The 18,093-nt window shown below is 72.9% G+C and carries 14 protein-coding genes and 1 pseudogene; 10 read left to right on the top strand and 5 right to left on the bottom strand.

What is annotated here, in order from left to right:
* Positions 1-42: 42 nt before the first annotated feature.
* The gene (locus AB0F88_RS09470; RefSeq protein ID WP_362679561.1) at positions 43-1,047 is read right to left on the bottom strand and encodes a YafY family protein; all 1,005 of its coding nucleotides are present in this window, start codon (positions 1,045-1,047) and stop codon (positions 43-45) included.
* A gap of 74 nt (positions 1,048-1,121) precedes the next feature.
* Here AB0F88_RS09470 and AB0F88_RS09465 point away from each other — a divergent pair.
* Positions 1,122-1,867: pseudogene (locus AB0F88_RS09465) on the top strand (ATP-binding cassette domain-containing protein).
* A gap of 97 nt (positions 1,868-1,964) precedes the next feature.
* Complete coding sequence (locus AB0F88_RS09460; protein ID WP_362679558.1) at positions 1,965-2,813, top strand: arylamine N-acetyltransferase; 849 nt, start codon at positions 1,965-1,967, stop codon at positions 2,811-2,813.
* Between the two features lie 106 nt (positions 2,814-2,919).
* On the opposite strand, the gene AB0F88_RS09455 is transcribed toward AB0F88_RS09460, so the two are convergent.
* A complete protein-coding gene (locus AB0F88_RS09455) occupies positions 2,920-4,638 on the bottom strand; it encodes a class I adenylate-forming enzyme family protein (protein WP_362679555.1) in 1,719 nt (572 codons plus the stop codon).
* A 144-nt stretch (positions 4,639-4,782) separates the two neighbouring features.
* Between AB0F88_RS09455 and AB0F88_RS09450 the strand changes: the two genes are divergently transcribed.
* From AB0F88_RS09450 to AB0F88_RS09435, 4 genes are all read left to right on the top strand, one after another.
* Entirely contained in the window at positions 4,783-6,369 is a 1,587-nt protein-coding gene (locus AB0F88_RS09450) for a serine/threonine-protein kinase (RefSeq protein ID WP_362679552.1), read from the top strand.
* A 98-nt stretch (positions 6,370-6,467) separates the two neighbouring features.
* Positions 6,468-8,369 (top strand): hypothetical protein, encoded by a 1,902-nt coding sequence (locus AB0F88_RS09445; RefSeq protein WP_362679549.1) that lies wholly within the window; start codon positions 6,468-6,470, stop codon positions 8,367-8,369.
* Positions 8,362-9,906, top strand: coding sequence for a protein kinase (locus AB0F88_RS09440; RefSeq protein ID WP_362679547.1), 1,545 nt, complete (start codon positions 8,362-8,364; stop codon positions 9,904-9,906). Before AB0F88_RS09445 ends, AB0F88_RS09440 begins: the two co-directional genes overlap by 8 nt.
* Before the next feature lie 141 nt (positions 9,907-10,047).
* Positions 10,048-11,409 (top strand): hypothetical protein, encoded by a 1,362-nt coding sequence (locus AB0F88_RS09435; protein WP_362679544.1) that lies wholly within the window; start codon positions 10,048-10,050, stop codon positions 11,407-11,409.
* 30 nt (positions 11,410-11,439) lie between these two features.
* Here AB0F88_RS09435 and AB0F88_RS09430 read toward each other — a convergent pair whose 3' ends face one another.
* Positions 11,440-12,357, bottom strand: coding sequence for a helix-turn-helix domain-containing protein (locus AB0F88_RS09430; protein WP_362679541.1), 918 nt, complete (start codon positions 12,355-12,357; stop codon positions 11,440-11,442).
* A gap of 278 nt (positions 12,358-12,635) precedes the next feature.
* On the opposite strand from AB0F88_RS09430, the gene AB0F88_RS09425 reads away from it, so the two are divergent.
* From AB0F88_RS09425 to AB0F88_RS09410, 4 genes are all read left to right on the top strand, one after another.
* Complete coding sequence (locus tag AB0F88_RS09425) at positions 12,636-14,087, top strand: carotenoid oxygenase family protein (RefSeq protein ID WP_362679538.1); 1,452 nt, start codon at positions 12,636-12,638, stop codon at positions 14,085-14,087.
* 35 nt (positions 14,088-14,122) lie between these two features.
* Positions 14,123-15,292: an acetyl-CoA C-acyltransferase gene (locus tag AB0F88_RS09420; protein ID WP_362679535.1), complete on the top strand. Its 1,170-nt coding sequence runs from the start codon at positions 14,123-14,125 to the stop codon at positions 15,290-15,292.
* On the top strand, positions 15,289-16,383 hold the full coding sequence (locus tag AB0F88_RS09415) for an LLM class F420-dependent oxidoreductase (protein WP_362679532.1): 1,095 nt from the start codon (positions 15,289-15,291) through the stop codon (positions 16,381-16,383). The genes AB0F88_RS09420 and AB0F88_RS09415 overlap by 4 nt, the downstream gene beginning before the upstream one ends.
* A 126-nt stretch (positions 16,384-16,509) precedes the next feature.
* Entirely contained in the window at positions 16,510-16,701 is a 192-nt protein-coding gene (locus AB0F88_RS09410; RefSeq protein WP_362679529.1) for a hypothetical protein, read from the top strand.
* 88 nt (positions 16,702-16,789) lie between these two features.
* On the opposite strand, the gene AB0F88_RS09405 is transcribed toward AB0F88_RS09410, so the two are convergent.
* Together AB0F88_RS09405 and AB0F88_RS09400 are read right to left on the bottom strand one after the other, a co-directional pair.
* Positions 16,790-17,101: a DUF3817 domain-containing protein gene (locus tag AB0F88_RS09405; RefSeq protein WP_362679526.1), complete on the bottom strand. Its 312-nt coding sequence runs from the start codon at positions 17,099-17,101 to the stop codon at positions 16,790-16,792.
* Between the two features lie 29 nt (positions 17,102-17,130).
* Positions 17,131-18,075, bottom strand: coding sequence for an SURF1 family protein (locus tag AB0F88_RS09400; RefSeq protein ID WP_362679523.1), 945 nt, complete (start codon positions 18,073-18,075; stop codon positions 17,131-17,133).
* Positions 18,076-18,093 lie beyond the last annotated feature (18 nt).

Raw genomic sequence — 18,093 nt, 5'->3', positions numbered from 1 at the left:
TGGCGAACATCTGCTCCTCACCTCCTCACGTCGAAGGGACGGTCAGGCTACCGGAGTGTCCGGCGCCGCTTCAACCGGATAAACCGCGCTCCCGCTCGCCGCGCGGGTGAACCGTTCGCCGGTCGCGCGCAGGTAGTCCCGGAACTCCGCCGGCCGGACCACCTCGACGTCGGCGCCCAGCGCGGCGAGGACCAGGACCGGCCACTCCATCCCGTCGGCGTTCATCAGCAGCCGGCACGACCGGTCGTCGACGGCCTCGACCACCCCGCCCAGGGGTGACGCGACCCGCTCGACGTCGGCGGCCGCCGCCTGTACGACGACCACGATCTGATACTGCGCCGGCATCGACGTGATGCTGTCGCGGACGAACGCCCCGGCGTCGCCGCCGGGCAGCTCGCGCGGGCGGAACCGGGCACCGGTCGACTCCGCGGCGGCCAGCCGGTCGACGCGGAAGGTGCGCCAGCCGTGGCGCTCGACGTCCCAGGCGACGAGATACCAGCGGCGCCCCAGCGACACGAGCCGGTGCGGCTCGACCAGCCGGGTCGTCCGGTCGCCGTCGCGCGCCGTGTACTCGAACCGCAGCCGCTCGTCGTCCCGGCACGCCTGGGCGATCACCGTCAGGGCGAGCGGGTCGACCGTGGGGCCCCCGCCGACGACGGCGGGCACGGTGTAGGCCCGCAGCGCGTCGACCCTCCGCCGCAACCGGGGCGGCATCACCTGGATGACCTTGGTCAGCGCCCGTACCGACGTCTCCTCGATACCGGCCACGGCGCCGCCGGCCGCCGTCCGCAACCCGACGGCGATGGCCACCGCCTCCTCGTCGTCGAGCAGCAGGGGCGGCATGGTCGCACCGGTCTGGAGCTGGTAGCCGCCCGCGACACCCCGGTTGGCGTCGACCGGGTAACCCAGCTCGCGCAGCCTGTCGACGTCGCGCCGCAGCGTCCGCTCGCTCACGTCCAGCCGGTCGGCGAGCTCTCCGCCCGGCCAGTACCGATGGGTCTGCAGCAGGGACAGCAGCCTCAGCATCCGCGCACTCGTGTTCGCCATGAATCCAGTTTCCCGTCGATTCAGGTCAGAAAGTGGCCTGAATGAATTTCAGCGTGGTCCCCATGAACAGCACGATGATCCGCACGAGCGGGCTGACCAGGCACTTCACCGTCAGGAAAGAGACGGCCGAGGCGGTACGCGGCCTCGACCTGCACGTCGCCTCCGGCGAGACGGTGGCGCTGCTGGGACCGAACGGGGCGGGAAAGTCGACCACCCTGCGGATGCTCACCACGCTGCTCCCCCGACCTCGGGCAGCGCGGAGGTCGCCGGGCACGACGTGACGACCGGGCAGCGCGGCGTGCGCGGCCGGATCGGCTACATCGGCCAGGGCAACGGGGCCGCGCACAGCCGGCGGGGCCGTGACGAGCTCATCGTCGGGCGGGCCCTGAAGGAGATCGTGCCGATGCTCGCCCAGACGGTGGTCGTCGTCGCCGTCACCATCCCGTTCGGGTTCCGCCCGCACCTCGCGGGAGCGCTCCTCGGCCTGCTGATCCTCGCCGTCTTCCGCGTGGGCCTCGGCGCGCTGTCCTACACCCTGGCGCTGGCGTCCAAGGACAGCGAGTGGATGTTCTGGGGGGTCCAGCAGACCCTGCTCTTCCCGCTGATGCTGCTCGCCGGGATGCTGCTGCCCGTCGGCGGCGGCCCGGACTGGTTGCCGGTGCTCTCGCGGCTCAACCCGCTGACGTACGTCGTGGAGGCCGAGCGTGCCCTGTTCGACGGCGAGATCGTCTCGGCGGCCACCGGCGGCGGCGCGGTCGCGGCCGTGATCGTGGCCGCGCTGGGCCTGCTCGTCGGCACCCGGGCCATGCGCCGCGCCTGACCGTGCCCGACCTCACCCGACCTCACCCGACCTCACCCGACGCGCCGCGCCCCGGTATACCGCCGGGCCGCGCCCACCTCGGCGTTACCGTGACGGAGTGATCGATGTCCCCGCGTACCTGCGCAGGATCGGTGTGAAGGTCGACGGACCCCCGAGCGCGGAGTCGCTGCATGTGCTGCACCGGGCACACGTGGAACGTGTGCCCTACGAATGCCTGGAGATCTGGCTGGGCCGCCCGACGACCGTCGACCCGGTGGAGTCGGCCGCGCGGATCGTGCGGGGCCGGGGCGGCTACTGCTACCACCTGAACGGGGCCTTCTCCCTGCTGCTGAAGGCGCTCGGCTACCGGGTGACCCGGCACCTCGGCGGGGTGCAGGGCCGCGCCGGGGGGCCGGCGAGCGTGGACGGCGGTCACCTCGTGCTCACGGTCTCGGGACTTCCCGCTCCGGGCAATCCCGGCGGGGAGTGGCTGGTCGACCAGGGCCTGGGCGACGCGATCCACGACCCGCTCCCGCTCGTCGAGGGCACGTACCGGCAGGGACCCTTCACCTACGGCCTGCGTCCCTCCGAGGTGGCACCCGGCGGGTGGCGGTTCGACCACGACCCGCGCGGCGACTTCCTCGGCATGGACTTCCGCGCCGGACCCGCCGGGATGCCGGAGTTCGCCGCGATGCACCGGTTCCTCTCCACCTCGCCCGAGTCGGGCTTCGTCCGCGTGGCCACGGTCCAGCGGCGCGACGCGAACGGTGTGGACATCATGCGGGGCCTGGTCCTGACCCGTCTCGGCGACCGCGAGCACACCCTGACCGCGCGGACCGAACGCGAGTACTTCGAGATGCTGGCCGACGTCTTCGGCCTGTCCCTGCCCGACGTCACCCCGGCCGAACGCGCCAAACTGTGGCAGCGCCTGTGGACCGCCCACGAGGAGTGGTCCGACTCGTACTGACTCCTCGGACACGGCACGGCCCCGCCTCCGTACGGCCCGCGCGGGCCGGTCCTCCCGGCGGCCCGGTCGCGGAGGGCCACGGCCGCCGGGGTGGGGGTCGCGGGACTCAGCCGTCCGCCGCCAGCGACTCCTTCAGCTCCCGCTTGAGGATCTTGCCCAGCGGGTTGCGGGGCAGCGCCTCGACGATCTCCAGGCGTTCGGGGAGCTTGTACGAGGCGATGCCCTTGCCCCGCAGGTGCTCCACGACCGAGGCGAGGTCCACGGTCTGGCCGGGCTTGGGGACGAGCACGACGCAGACCCGTTCGCCGAGGACCTCGTCGGCGTAGCCGACCACCGCCACCTCGGCCACCGCCGGGTGCCCGGAGACCAGCGCCTCCAGCTCGGCCGGGGCGATGTTCATGCCGCCCCGGATGACCAGGTCCTTGGCCCGGTCGACGTAGCGCAGGTACCGCCCCTGCTCTCCGGCGATCTCGAACACGTCGCCGGTCCTCAGGTAGCCGTCCTCGTCGAACGGGTCGGCGGCGGCCGTGCCCGGCAGGTAGCCGGAGAAGACGGTCGGCCCCGACAGGCGGAGCTCACCGGGGATCCCGGCCTCGACGATCTCCTCGCCGAGGGGGTCGACCAGCTTGGTCCTGGTCGCGCCGAGGGTGCCGGGCCACGTGGTGCCCGGGGCGTCGGGCCGGGGGAAGAAGCGGGCCCTGTCCTCGGGGTCGGGCATGTGCACCGGGTCCGAGAGGAGCGCGACGCCCTCGTTGGAACCGAAGAAATTGATGATCGCGATGCCGTACCTGTCCTGCCAGCCCTTCACCATCGGCGGTGGCAGCGGCGCCGAACCCGAACCGATCCGGGTCAGCGTGGTGAGGTCGGTCCTGGCGAGGACCGCCTCCTGCTGGAGCAGCATCGTCAGCAGCGCGGGCGGGGCCAGGGTGTAGGTGACGCCCTCGGCCGCGATCTGCCCGAGGTAGGTCGGCAGGTCGAACGGGTGGTGCTGGACGAGCACCGCACCGGTCTTCAACCAGGGCAGGAATACGCCGCCGATCCCCGCCATGTTGACCATGGGGAAGGGGTTGAGGATGACGTCGTCCTCGGTGAGCCCGGGAGCCTCGGCACAGGTGGACGCGACCGCGAGCCAGTCGTAGTGGCACCTCGGCACACCTTTGGGAGTGGCCTCGGTACCGGAGGTCCAGCAGATCGTGACGGGGTCGGCGGGGTGGGCCTCGTACGGGATGCCCTGCCCCTCGTGTGACCGCGACCGCGACTGCGGCTGCGGCTGCGGCTGCGGCTCGCGCGGGGAGGGATCGGGCCCGCCGGAAGGGGCGCCCGGAGTGGGGACGGCGTCGAGGGGGGTGGCGGTGTCGAGGTCGGCGCCCCAGGTGAGGGCCGGGATGATCGTAGGCACGCGGGCGGTGGCGGTCGCCGAGGTGACGAAGATCATGGCCCCTGCGAGGGCGCAGAGCTGGTTCAGCTCGTACTCGCGGTACTGCACGGGAAACGGGGTGACCACCGCGCCCACCCTGATCACGGCCAGGAAGGTGACCGCGAGCTCCACGCTGTTGGGCAGCTGGACGGCGACCACGTCCCCGGGTCCGGCGCCCCGGCCGCGCAGCACCCCCGCCACCCGGTCGACCTCGGCGTCCAGCTCGGACCAGGTGAGCCTCTTGACCTCGCCGGGCAGCAGGTCTGCCTTGTTGGGCGGGTCGGCGATCGCGAGGGCGCCTGGGCGGGCGCTCACCTGGGCACGGAGCAGCCGGTCGATCGTGTCTCCGGTCCACCAGCCGCCGGCGGTGTAGTGGTCGATCCGCTCTTGCGTGTGCAGGCGCTTCATCGCGGCTCCAGGGGCGTCGTGAGGGTGCTCGTGACACTACGAAAACAGAAGCCAGGGGTCAATGGATGGGGCGGAATCATCGTTCATTGGTCCATGTGCCGGTAAGTGACTATGTTGCTGTCCGCGATGGGATAAGCGAACGGGGTGAGCGGGATCGACACTCGAGTGCTGGCAGGCCGTTACCGGCTGCTCAACCCTCTCGCCGAGGGCGGGGCGGGCACGGTCTGGCTCGCCACCGACGAGACGCTCGGCCGCGACGTGGCCGTGAAAGAGGTACGGCTCCCGCCTGACCTCGACCCCGTCAGGCGGCAGGAGGTCTTCGCCTCGGCGATCCGCGAGGCCAACCTCGCCGCCCGGCTCAAACACCCCTCGATCGTGACCGTCCACGACGTGGTCATCGACCAGGACCGGCCCTGGCTCGTCATGGAGCTGCTGTCGGGCTCGTCCCTGGAGCAGACCGTCCTCGGCCGGAGTCCGCTTCCCGCGCACCAGACGGCCAGGATCGGCGTGGGCATCCTCAGCGCGCTCGGCGCCGCCCACGCCGCCGGGGTGGTCCACCGCGACGTCAAGCCGGGCAACGTCTTCCTCACCAGGACCGGCAAGGCCGTCCTCACCGACTTCGGCTTCGCGGTCGCCGACGGCGAGGCCACCTCCGGCCGGACCGGCCACCTGGTCGGCTCGCCCAACTACATCGCGCCCGAACGGCTGCGCGGCGAGCGCGGCGGCCCCGCCTCCGACCTGTGGTCCCTCGGCGCCACGCTCTACTTCGCCGTCGAGGGGGTGCCGCCGCACCCGGCGGAGACCCCCATCGCGGCGATCAGCCGGGTGCTCACCGAGCCGCCGAGGCCGCCGGAGCTCGCGGGCGAGCTGGGCCCGCTGCTGACGCGCATGCTCGACCCGGTCCCCGAGGCCCGGCCGTCCTTCGAGGCCGTCGCCCGCGCCCTGGGAGAGCTGGCCGCCGGTCGTACGGTCACCGGGATCCCGGCTGCGTCCCCCGCGTCCCCCGCGTCCCCCGCGCCCTCGCCGTCCCCGGCCCCCGTACCCGCCCGCTCCTCCGAGCCGCGCCGGAGCCGCACGGCGCTGTGGGCCGCCGCAGAGACGGCCGGGATCGCGGTGGTCATCGGGGTCACCTTCGGGGTGACGTTCCTGCTGACCTCGAACCCCACGGCCGCCGAGAAGCGGGTCAGGCTCAGCGAGAGTCCCGGCGCCTTCGCCACTCCGGTGGACGTGTGCAAGCTCATTCCCGGCGCCATGGCCAGGCAGCTGCTGCCCGCGCCGGCGGGCGAGGGCAAGCCGACCAACGACGGCGGCTGCCAGTGGCCGGCACGCGGCATGGGGCTGGAGGTGCGTCTCTCCGGCGCCGACCAGTGGGGCAAGAGCCCCCGGCAGGCCCACGAGCTGTTCGTGAACCGGCGCCAGAGCGCCATACCGAGCGGGGAGAACGCCTGGAGCTGGCCGGAGATCCAGGCCGGCATCCGCTCCTCCCGCTCCACGGCGCCGAGGACGGTGAAACCCGTCGGGGACGAGGCGTTCGGCTACGACGTCTACGAGAATCGCAAGACCGGCAGGCTGGAGCAGAGCTACGTGGTCGTACGCGTTGACAACCTCGTCCTCGACGTCGGTTACACCGTGGTGGACGGCAGCAAGGACGGTCCGGCGATCCAGGCGGGCGCCCACACCACCGCGACGTGGATCGCGAACGCGTTGAACAAGCAGAAAGCGAGCGGATGAACCATCCAGACGTCCCTCGATCGCAGGGCAGGCACGCGGGCGGGCACACCGCTCCCCCCGCGCCGGGACCCGGGATCGCCGGAGCCGAGGGTCCGCCGATGCTTGAGCAGAGCTCCCTGGAACAGGTGATCGCCCGGTTCGGGCCGATGTCCCCGCAGCAGGCCGCGGTGGTCGGGGTGGCGGTGCTGGACCAGCTCGTGGCGATGCACAGGCAGGGCATGCTGCACGGCGACGTGCGGCCGGGTTCGGTGCTGCTCGGCCCGTACGAGCAGATCGTCCTCGCCGCGCCGTCCCTGCCCTCCTCGCTCTTCACCTCTCCCGAGGGGGTGACCAGCCCGGCCGCCGACCTGTGGTCGCTCGGCGCGACCCTCTACACCGCCGTCGAGGGCCGTCCACCGTCGCCCGGCGGCTCCCTGGACAACGCGGGCCCGATCGCGCCCGTCCTGTTCCACCTGCTCGCGGGCGACCCCGCCCAGCGGCCCGACCCGGGCGTCCTGCGCGGCGCCCTGATCGACGTCTCCCAGTACCGTCCCGAACCGCCGGCCGCGCCACCCTTCCCTGGCGCGTTCCCGCCTCCCCCGGAGGGCTCGCTTCCCCAGGTTCCGGGAACCCCCGATCCGGGGACGTCCGCCCCCTCCGGCCCCTTTCCTCCCTTCGCGCCCGGAACCCCGGCCCCCGGAGGCCCGGCCGCCTTCGGGCAGGCGCCCCTCCAGGGCCCCGGAACACCCGGGGCCCCGGGGCCGCACACCGCGACGGGACCCGGGACGACCGGGCCCACCGCGACCGGACCGGGAATGACAGGACCGGGAATGACAGGGCCGGGCGCGGCCGGACCCCAGGGGTTCGACACGACCGCGCCGCCCGGGAGTCCCGGGGCCCCCGGGGCCCTCGGATCCCCCGGCGGGCAGGGGGAGGACGGCACCGCTCCGGTCAACGAGGGCGAGGTGACCGCGCCCTTCAGGAAGAACCTGACCGAGCAGATGTCCGCCATCACGGCGAAGCTCCCCCCTCAGGACGTCCCCGTCCCCTCCCAGGTCGCGCTCTCCTCCTCCCCGGGAACGCCGATCGTCTGGCAGGCCCCGCCCTCGATCCCGCCGCAGCAGGACGCCGTCCACCAGGGCCCTCCCTACCCCGGCTCCCCCCAGCAGGGGCCGCCTCATCAGGAATCACCTCCGCAGGGGCCGCCCCGGCAGGTGACACCCCAGGGGGGACACCTCCCCTCCGGCGCGCCCGGCTCCACGCCACCGCACCCGAACCCGCCGGACGCCCCCGCCTCACGCGAACCGGCCCGTCACCCCTCCCCCGCGGCGGGGGACACGCCCACCGAGCGGCCGACGCGGACGACGGGGGTGCTCGTACCCCGGCCGGTCGTGGCGCTGACCGGTGTGCTGCTCTTCGGCATGGCGGTCACCATCGGCGTCCTTCTCACCTCGGTGGTCGCGAACTCGGACGACGACCTCTCCGCCGCCGAGCCCTCCGGCGCCAAGGGCCGCTTCGCCACGGCCCCCCGGGCCTGCAGCCTGCTCGACGACAAGCAGGTGAACGAGGTCGTGCCGGGCTTCAAGAGCTCCGAGGTCGAGCGCTCCGTCTGCAACTGGCTCAACCAGCACGACTGGCGCAAGCCCAACGTCGAGAAGTACGACCTGCGGGTCCGGTTGATCGCCCAGAAGCAGGACGGGTCGGAGGTCGCGAGGGCCAGGGAGTATCTGGCGGGCAAGAAGAAGGACCTCGTCGACAAGGGCCAGTTCACCACTCCCAAGCCCCTGCCGCCCAAGGACCTGCGGGGCATCGGCGAGGAGGCGTTCACCTCCGGCGCGTACACCTCCATCAACCTGTACGGAGGCTCCTACAAGGCGACCGTGGTCTTCCGGATCAGCAACCTGATCGCCGAGGTCGACTACGAGCGGGGCGGCGTCAAGGAGGACCCCGACGGCAAGATCTCCGAAGGCGCGCTGAAGGTGGCCCGCTGGCTCACCGAGTCCCTGAAGACCGATGACTGATCGGATGGCGGGCCCGCTGCCCGTACTGGCGGGCCGCTACCGGGCGCTCGCGAGGCTCGGCGCGGGAGGGATGGGCGTGGTGTGGCGGGCTCGCGACGAGCTGCTCCACCGCGAAGTGGCGATCAAGGAGGTCAAGCTCGACCCGAACCTGCCCGAGGCGCAGCGCGCCGAGGCGCGGGAGCGCACCCTGCGCGAGGCGCGCGCCGCGGCCAGGCTGGGGCACCCGTCCATCGTGGCCGTACACGACGTCGTGGCGCAGGACGGCCGCCCGTGGATCGTGATGGACCTGGTCGACGGCCGTTCGCTGGAACAGGCGGTCCAGGCCGAGGGACCGCTGCCGCCACGGCGGGTGGCCATGATCGGCCTGGCCGTGCTGGACGCGCTGGCCCTCGCGCACAGCCGGGGCATCGTGCACCGCGACGTGAAGCCGGCCAACATCATGCTCGACAGGAACGGCGGGGTGCTGCTGACCGACTTCGGCATCGCCACCCTGGAGGGGGACGTCCAGCTCACCTCCCCGGACGCCCTGGTCGGCTCCCCCGCGTACATGGCCCCCGAACGGCTGCGCGGCGGCGACGGCCCGGCCACCGACCTGTGGTCCCTGGGGGCGACCCTGTACACAGCCGTCGAGGGCCGCAGCCCCTTCCGTCGCGACACCTCGGCCGCGACCATCGGCGCGATCCTCACCCAGGAGGCGCCGCCGCCCCGCCGGGCGGGGGATCTGGCTCCGGTGCTCGTCGCGGCGCTGGCCAAGGATCCCCGGCAGCGCCCGGGAGAGGCCGGGCTGCGCGCCGCCCTGCGGCAGATCTCCCAGGGACTCCCCCCCGAACCGCTCACCCAGCTCCCGCCCGGCTCGCCCCTCTCCGCGCAGGAGACCGTGCCCGGGAGGCGGATGGCCTCGCGCCGTCGTACCGGCCTGGTCGCCGGGGCCGCGCTGGCCACGGTGGCGGTGCTGGCGACCGGGGCGGTACTGCTGACGACGACCGCGAGCGACCCCGAGGCGTCCGGGTCCCAGTCCCCGGCGCCGCCCACGGCCGGCGCCGGGCGGTTCGCCACCGTGCCCGACGCCTGCTCGCTGCTGTCCGCCGCCCAGAGCCGGGCCGTGGCGCCCGGCTCCACTCCGGAACCCGCGGAAGGGCTGAAGGAAGGGGAGGCCCGCTGCGCCTGGGGCGGCCCGACGGAGGCGCGCTGGTTACGGCTCTCGCTGACCCACAAGGAACCCGTGAGGGCGAAGGCCGCCCCGGAGGTGGCCCACGAGTTCTTCGCCTCCGAACGCACCAGGATCGTCGCCGATCGCGGGGAAGGCCTCCTCGGCGAGACCGGCGCCCTCCGGAACGTCGGCCGGCTGGGCGCGGAGGCCTTCGTCTACGACGTGATCGTGCTGGACCGGGTCAACTCCACGGTTCGTTTCCGGATCAGCAACCTGCTGGTCGAGGTCGACGTGTCGCGGGAGGGCGAGCGTCCGGACGCCGGGCTGCGCGGGCAGGCCCTCCGCGTCGCCCGCCAGGTCGCCGAGAGGCTGAACAGCCGTGACTGAACGCCCCCGGCCCGCGCTCGGCGCCGCCACACCCGGACGACCCACACGGCTCGGCACCGCCCCCGGACCACCCACACGGCTCGGCCCTGCCGCACCCGAACGACGGGCACCACTCGCCCCCACCTCCCCCGGACGACCGACATGACCGATCCGAACCTGCTGGCCGGTCGCTACCGGCTGCTGGAGCGCCGCGACCGGGCCGGGACCAGCTGGCGCTCCCGCGACGAGCTGCTCCAGCGCGACGTCACGATCACCGGGATATCGCTCCCGCCGCCCGGTCCGCACCGCGACCGGCTTCTCGTCCGCATCCGCGCCGCGGCCGACTTCAGGCATCCGAACGTCATCACCCTGCACGACGTCGTCTCCTTCCCCGACCGGGTGTGGCTGATCCTGGAGTCGGTCGAGGGCCGCTCGGTGCTGCGGACCGTCCGGGCCGAAGGACCGCTCACCGCCGAGCGGGCGGCCGAGGTCGGGCTGCGCGTGCTGGACGCGCAGACCGCCGCCCACGGGCGGGGCGTCAATCTCCTGGCCGGCCCGGAGAGCGTGCTCCTCACCCCGGACGACAGGGTCGTGGTCACCGACTTCGCCATCTTCGACGCCACCGACGAGTTGCGCGACCTGGGCACCGTCCTGTTCACCGCCGTCGAGGGACAGGCCCCGGGCACCGGGCCGCACGCCGGGTCGCGCCCGGCGGGCGGCATCGCCCCCGCCTCCGGGGACGCCGGCGGGGCCGGACCCGCCGCGGGGGACACCGGCGCGACGGGCTCCGGTGCGACGGGCTCCGGTGCGACGGGCTCCGGCCCGCTGGCCCCGCTGCTGGAGGGCCTGCTGGCGGCCGAACCCGCCCACCGCCCGGACGCCACCACGACCCGCACGGTCCTGCAGGGGCTCACCTCCCGCCCCGCGAGGTCCCGCCCCCGCCACCTGCTTCCCGTGGCCGCCGCGCTCGCCCTCCTGGCCGTCGGCGGTACGGCGTTCTGGCTCTGGCCCCGCCCCGCGGCCCAGCCGCGGAGCGCGGCTCCGGCTCCGCTGCCCACCTTCTTCGCGAAGGCTCCGGACCCGTGCTCCCTGATCTCGGGGGAACACGCCGGACGTCTCTACCTCGCGCCTTCCCCGTCGAGGAAGAAAACGGCGTGCGCCTGGCACGCGGCGGACCCGACCGCGCCCGACAGCCTCCGGAACACGCTGGAGATCACCGTCGTCCGCGAGCCGAAAGCGGCGCTCGCCCACGCCACCTACCTCCGCCTCCGCTCAAGGGACGCGAAGGACACGCGGATCGTGAGCGCTCCGGCCGACGTGCCCGGTCTCGGCGACGAGGCCTACGTCTACCAGCTCAGCAACGGCCATTCGAGCGTCAACTCGGTGGTCGTCCTCCGGGCGGGAAACGTCGTGACGGCCCTGCAGTATCACCGGTTCACCGTTCCGGACGCCGGCGGCAGAGGATACGCCGGAGCGCTCCAGGCGGCCCGCTGGGCGGTCGACTCGCTGCGCGGCCGGAAATGAGCGCGGCCGGAGACGAGCCCCGGACCGCCGTCATCCCGGTAGGACGAAACGGACCTCGCGCCGCTGGAGCGGCCGGCCGCACGCCTGGCACAGCAGGACCGGCTGGAAGGTGGCGCCGCAGGACGCGTGGGTGATCGACAGGGCCGAGCCCTCGGGGGCGGGGAGCTCGCGCTGGGCCCAGTCGACCAGGAAGGCGAAGACCTCGAAGAAGGCCAGCCCCTTGTCGGTGAGCCGGTACGAGCCGTCGGGCCGGGCGTCGAAGACGCGCAGCTCGACGAAGCGGCGCAGCCGGTCGGTGAGCACCGAGGGCGCGATGCCGAGACCGGACTGGAAGTCGACGAAGCGGCGGATGCCCAGGAACGCCCCGGCCAGGACACTGGTGCTCCACCGGTCGCCGAGGATCTCCATCGACGCCGGGCAGTAGCCGATCAGGTCGGCCGGGGCGTCGGAGCGGACCGTGCGGCGGTGCCGCCGCGGCGGGCCGATCCTGGAGAACGTGGCCAGCGGGCCGGGCTCGGTCCGGGTGTCACGTGCGCTCATCGGCTCCAGGCAGGAACCGCACCCGAGGTACGGTTTGGCATCCTGGCCGCACTGCTCGTGCAGCAGCGGCGGGAGCCGTCCCGGATCGACCCAGTCGCGTTCCCACGCCTGGATGGCCACCAGCAGTGCCCACAGCTGCAGCCCGCGCTCCGTCAGCCGGTACTCGTAGCGGGTGCGGCCGTCGCGGTACGCCGACAGCTCGAAGATGCCGTGGTCGACCAGCTCCCTGAGCCTGGCGGCGAGAACCGACTCGGAGATGCCCAGCGCGTCGCGCCAGCCGGCGAAAGTCCTGATCCGCAGCAGGAACGCCCGCTGCAGGATCAGCAGCACCCACCGGTCCCCCAGGATCGCCAGCGCCTGCCCGATCGCACTGAGCTCGGCTCGCGGCTCCCGCTCGGTGCCGTCCACAGCCTGTCCTCCCGATGGTCGCGTGGTCGCGTGGTCGTGCTCGTGCTCGTGCTCGTCGCCGGCGGGCGGGGCCGTACCCGTTTCCGACGCACACGGTGATGTTCGTCGTCGTCAAGCATGATCGTGCCCGTTTCCGGCGAGCACGGTCGTTCCCACTCCCGGCGAAACCGCCAAACTACCAACCCGGCGCCGCCCGGACGGCTCGGTGCCCCTCCCGGCCACGCGTGGGCGGAGAACGGTCATTGACGGGCTGACTTCTTTTATCATAGCGTCAGGGCATGGCGGAACCTGTGGTGGTCATGGACGAGTCGGGCGAGCCGAATCCGTACCTGCTGGGCGTCTACGCGCCGGTCCAGGACGAGATCACGGCCGAGAACCTCAAGGTCATCGGCGAGATCCCGAAGGACCTCAACGGCGTCTACCTGCGCAACGGGCCCAACGCGCGGTTCCCGATGAAGGGGCGCTACCACTGGTTCGACGGCGACGGCATGGTGCACGCGATGCACTTCGAGAACGGCGAAGCCCGTTACCGCAACCGCTACGTCAGGACCAGGGCGTTCGAGGCCGAGTCGGCGGCCGGGCGGTCCCTGTGGACCGGCGTGATGGAGAACCCGAAGGGCAACCCGTTCGGCAACACCCGCGGGCTCGGCCTCAAGGACTCCGCCAACACCGACGTGATCTTCCATCGCGGCCAGGTCCTCACCACGTGGTACCTGTGCGGCTCCCCGTACGGCATGGACCCCCTCAGCCTGGAGACGCTCGGCGTCGAGACCTTCCTCGACACGCTGACCGGCGACTTCATGGCCCATCCCAAGGTCGACGAGCGGACCGGGGAGCTGTTCTGGTTCGACTACGGGCCCCGCAGGCCCTACCTGCGCTACGGGGTGGTCGGCGCGGGCGGGCAGGTCGAGCACTGCGTGGAGCTGGAGCTGCCGGGAGCGCGGCTGCCGCACGACATGGCGATCACCGAGAACCACGCGATCCTCATGGACCTGCCGCTCTACCAGGACATGGACGCCGCCCGCCAGGGCCGCTACAAGCTGACGTTCAACCGGGAGCTGCCCTCGCGCTTCGGCGTCATCCCCCGGCGCGGGCAGGCGCACGAGATCCGCTGGTTCGAGGCCAAACCCTGCTACATCTACCACGTCGTCAACTCCTGGGAGGAGGACGGGGAGATCGTCCTGGACGTCTGCCGGGTGGGCCGGCCCGCGCCCGCCGGGAGCGGCAGCCCGCTGGCCCGCATGATCTCCTACCTCAAGCTCGACGCGCGGATGTACCGCTACCGCTTCGACCTGCGCACCGGCCGCACCTCCGAGGGGTTCGTGGACCCGGACCACAACACCGAGTTCCCCTCGGTGGACGCCAGGCTGACGGGTCTGCGCTCGCGCTACGCCTACAACGTGTCGGTCAAGGACGCCGCGACCAACCTCTTCGACGGCCTGGTCCGCTACGACAACGTGACGGGCGGCAAGGAGACGTACCACTACGGCGAGCACCGCTACGGCAGCGAGGCCCCGTTCGCGCCGCGCGACGGCGCGACGGACGAGGAGGACGGCTACCTCGTCAGCTTCGTCACCGACGAGCGCGAGGGCACCTCCGAGGTGCAGGTCCTGCACGCGGCGAACCTGGGCGCCGGGCCGATCGCCCGGATCATCCTGCCCCAGCGGGTGCCGCTCGGCTTCCACGCCACCTGGGTACGCGCCGACCAGCTGAGGGGCTCGGCCACGTGAAGCCCGCGCACGACCTTCGACGGGAGCAGGAACAGGTGACGACATACATCTACGAGACCGTCAGAACCCCCCGGGGCAAGGCGAGGCCCGGCGGAGGGCTGGCGGACGTGACGCCGCTGACCATGCTGGAGAGGCTCCTGGACGCCCTGCGCGAGCGGACCGGCGTGGAGCGGGCGGACGACATGATCGTCGGCTGCGCCTCGCAGAACGCCGAGCAGGGCGGCAACCTGGCCAGGACCGCGGCGCTGACCTCGGGCTTCGACGCGCCGGGCATGACCGTCAACCGCTACTGCACCTCGGGCATCGACGCGGTCCGCACGGCCTTCGCGCTCGTGCAGTCCGGGCAGAGCCGCACCGTCGTCGCCGGAGGGGTCGAGTCGGTCTCCCGGGTGCCGATGTTCTCCGACGGCGGGCCGCTGTGGACCGACCCCGCGGTGGTGGACCGGGTCGGGTCGATCCACATGGGCATCGCGGCGGACCTGGTCGCGACGGTCGAGGGCTTCGAACGCGAGGAGCTCGACGCGTACGGCCTGCGCACCCAGACCCTGGCCGCCGAGGCGTGGGCCGCCGGGCGCCACGACCGCTCGCTGGTGCCGGTCAACGACCTGCGGCGCGACGAGCACGTGCGGCCGGGCGTGACCCTGGAGGCGCTCGCCGCGATGGAACCCGCCTTCGCCGGCCAGGACGACCAGGACGCCGTCGTCCGCAGGCACCGCCCCGAGGTCGGCGAGCTGCGCCACCTGCACACCCGGGGCACCTCGCCCAGCCTGTGCGACGCGACCGGCCTGCTCCTGGTCGGTTCCGGGACGGCCGGCGCGGAGCTCGGCCTGCGGCCCAGGGCCAGGATCGTGGGCACCGCGACCGCCTCCGTCGACCCGGTCACCATGCTCACCGCGGGCCAGCTCGCGGTCGAGCGGGTCGTCGCCAGGGCCGGGCTCACCCCCGACGACGTCGAGGTCTACGAGTTCGCCGAGGCGTTCGCCGCGCTGTGCCTGAAGTTCCAGCGGGACCTGAAGGTCGGCGAGGACCGCTTCAACGTCAACGGCGGCACCATCGCGATGGGCCACGCCTTCGGCGCCACCGGGGCCATCCTCATCGCCGCCTGCGCGGACGAGCTCGAACGCCGCGGGGCCCGGTACGGCGTCGCCGCGGTCAGCGGGGCCGCGGGCAGCGGTTCCGCCGTGCTGCTGGAGCGTGTCGCGTGAGGCTGGGCGTCTCCCTGGGACTCTGGCAGGACCGGCCGGCCGAGGAGGCCCTGCTGACCGCGAGGGCCGCCGACGAGCTGGGCTACGACGAGCTGTGGGTGGGCGAGATGGCCACCTACGACGCCTTCGCGCTGGCCACCGCGATCGGGCTGTCCACCGGCCGGATCGGGCTCACCGTCGGGCCGCTGGCGGTGGCCGTACGGGACCCCATGATGATCGCGATGGGGGTGGCGTCGGTGGCCGGCCTCGTCGGGAGGCCGGTGAACGTGGCGGTCGGCACGTCGAGCCCGCTCGTCGTCGAGGAGTGGCACGGCAGGTCACGGGCGCGGTCGGCCGCCGTACTGCGGGAGACGGTACGGGCACTCAGGCCACTGCTCGATGGTGACAAGTCCGATTTTTCAGGTGAATGTGTGAAGAGTCGCGGCTATCGGCTCCGGCTTCCCGCACCCCGCGCCGAGCTGACCGTGGCCGCCTTCGGCGCCTCCGCCGTGCGGACCGCCGCGACGGCCGACCGGATGGTGCTCAACCTGATCACCCCCGCCTCCGCCGCCCGCCTGACCGCCGACCTCCGCGCGGCGGTTCGGACAGCACCGGCACAGGGGCAAGGGCAGGACGCGGCCTTCGGGGCGGTACCGGTGCGGGAGCAGGGCGCGGCCTTCGGGGCGGTACCGGTGCGGGAGCAGGGCGCGGCCTTCGGGGCGGTACCGGTGCCGAGGGTGGCGGCCTGGGTGACCGCCGCGGTCGACCCGGGGCGCGAGGCGGTCGACCGGATACGACGCGCCGTCGTGGGATATCTCGCCGCGCCCGGGTACGGCGAGATGTTCACCGAGGCCGGATTCGGGGATGTGGTCGCGTTCGCCAGGACCCGCCCGCACCCCCGCGAGCTGCTGGCGGCCGTCCCCGACGGCCTGCTGGAGTCGGTCGCCCTGATCGGCGGCGTGGACGCGGCCCGCGAGCGCCTGCGCGCGTACGCCGACGCGGGCGTGGACGAGGTGGCCCTGGTCCCGGTCGGCACGGACGCCGACCCCGGCGGCGTGGCGACACTCAAGGCGTTCAAGGCGCTCGAGACTCTCAAGGCGCCGGCCCGATAGCGGAACCCGAAGGCAAAATCACGATATATCTCGGTTGGAACCACCTCGGTAGGTCCACACGTTGGACTGGCGACGCACAATGAACTACAGACGGGGCGTCCGCCCCGCGTTCGGAGGATGTTGAGGATGTCGCCCGTCCAGAAGTACGCGATCGGCGCCGGAGCAGTGGTGTTCCTGTCGTGGCTGTTCCTGCCGAGTTTCGTGACGCTGCTGATCCTCCTGGGCGTCGTCGCCGCCCCGGTCGTCGGCTACCTGATGCTCGACCCGTCCCAGCGCGAACGCCTCAAGCGCTCGCGTCGCCGGGGTCTCGGCCGCTGACCCGGCACCTGACCGCCCACCGCGCCACGGTCCGGCCCGGCCACGCGAACCCGCGTCTCCGGGCCAGGTCCGGTCCGGCTGGGTCCGGTCAGGCGGCGGCGGTGGCGAGCTCCGATTCCACCCGGCGGGTGACCTTGCGCTCGAACACGAACGAGAGCAGCGGCACGGTGCCCGCGAGCATCACCCCGAGGATGTACGGCCACGTCCAGCGCGCCTTCATGCCCAGGTTCATCGTGGCGACGAGATAGAGCATGTAGAGGAAGCCGTGGATCGGAGAGACGATCTTCGAGGGCTGCTCGATGCCGAAGCCGTACCTGAGCACGATGCAGGTGACCAGGACGAGCAGCATCACGCCGACGATGTAGGCCAGGATGCGAAAGGGCTTGAGAGCGGATTCCACGGTCGGTTACCTCGGTCTTGGGGTTCGGTTCACGGGGCGGTGCGGGCTGGGAGGGCGGGGGTTTCCGGCTCGGTCCCCGGACCGGACTCGAACTCGGTGCCGGTCTTGGACTCGGCGGCAATCTTGGACTCGGCGCCGGTCCCGGGACCGGCATCCCCGAGAGCGGCTCCAGGGCCGGGGTCAAGGTCAGGGCCGGGCTCAGGGCCGGGGTCAGGCCCTGGGCCCGAGGCGGAAGGAGCGTCGGAGTCGCGTTCCCGCGTGCGGCCGCGCAGCGCGTCGCGGACGAAGTGCCACCACATGAAGACCGCGAACAGCCCGAAGATCCACCACTGGGCGGCGTAGGCGAGGTTGCGCCAGGTGAGCCCGCCCCGCTCGGTCGGCGGGGGAACGCTCACCGGCCTGGCCGCGACCTGGGGGGCCGGTGACTGGGTGGCGGCGACCAGGAACCCGTCGCGCAGCCTCGTACCCCGCCAGACGTTGATCAGTTCGGCCGACGAGACGGTCAGCACCTGTCCCGGCGGCAGCTGCCGGACCCTGCGCTGGACGCTGTCGGTGGCCTCCGAGGGCTGCAGGCGCCCGGTGACGGTCACCCTGCCCCCGGAAGGTGCCGTGACGGCGGGGTCCCCGGCCGTGGCCACCCAGCCGCGTACGACCGGGATGGAGGTGCCGTCGCCGAGGTCGAGCGGCGCGAGCAGCCACAGGCCTCCGTCGCGCTCGGCCACCAGGAGCTGCTTCGAGGCGTCGAAGGTGCCCTCGGCGGTCACCCTGCGGCTGACCTTGTCGGCCGTCAGGTGCTCTCCGGGCGCGGTGAGCGTGGCGACCGCCACGGGGGCGGGGTCGAGCAGCGACTGGGGCCTGCCGGACTCCTCGAAGACACCGAGCTGCCACCTGCCCAGCAGCCCGCACACGACGAGGGCTCCGACCGCGAGCAGGTGGAGCACCACCACGCGGGCGGAGAACAGGATGCGGAGCATGGCACCACGCTATCCGCC

It is taken from the genome of Streptosporangium sp. NPDC023963 (assembly GCF_040639135.1).
In the GTDB taxonomy this organism is placed as follows: Bacteria; Actinomycetota; Actinomycetes; order Streptosporangiales; family Streptosporangiaceae; genus Streptosporangium.
This window is presented reverse-complemented; position numbering and strand designations above follow the sequence as displayed.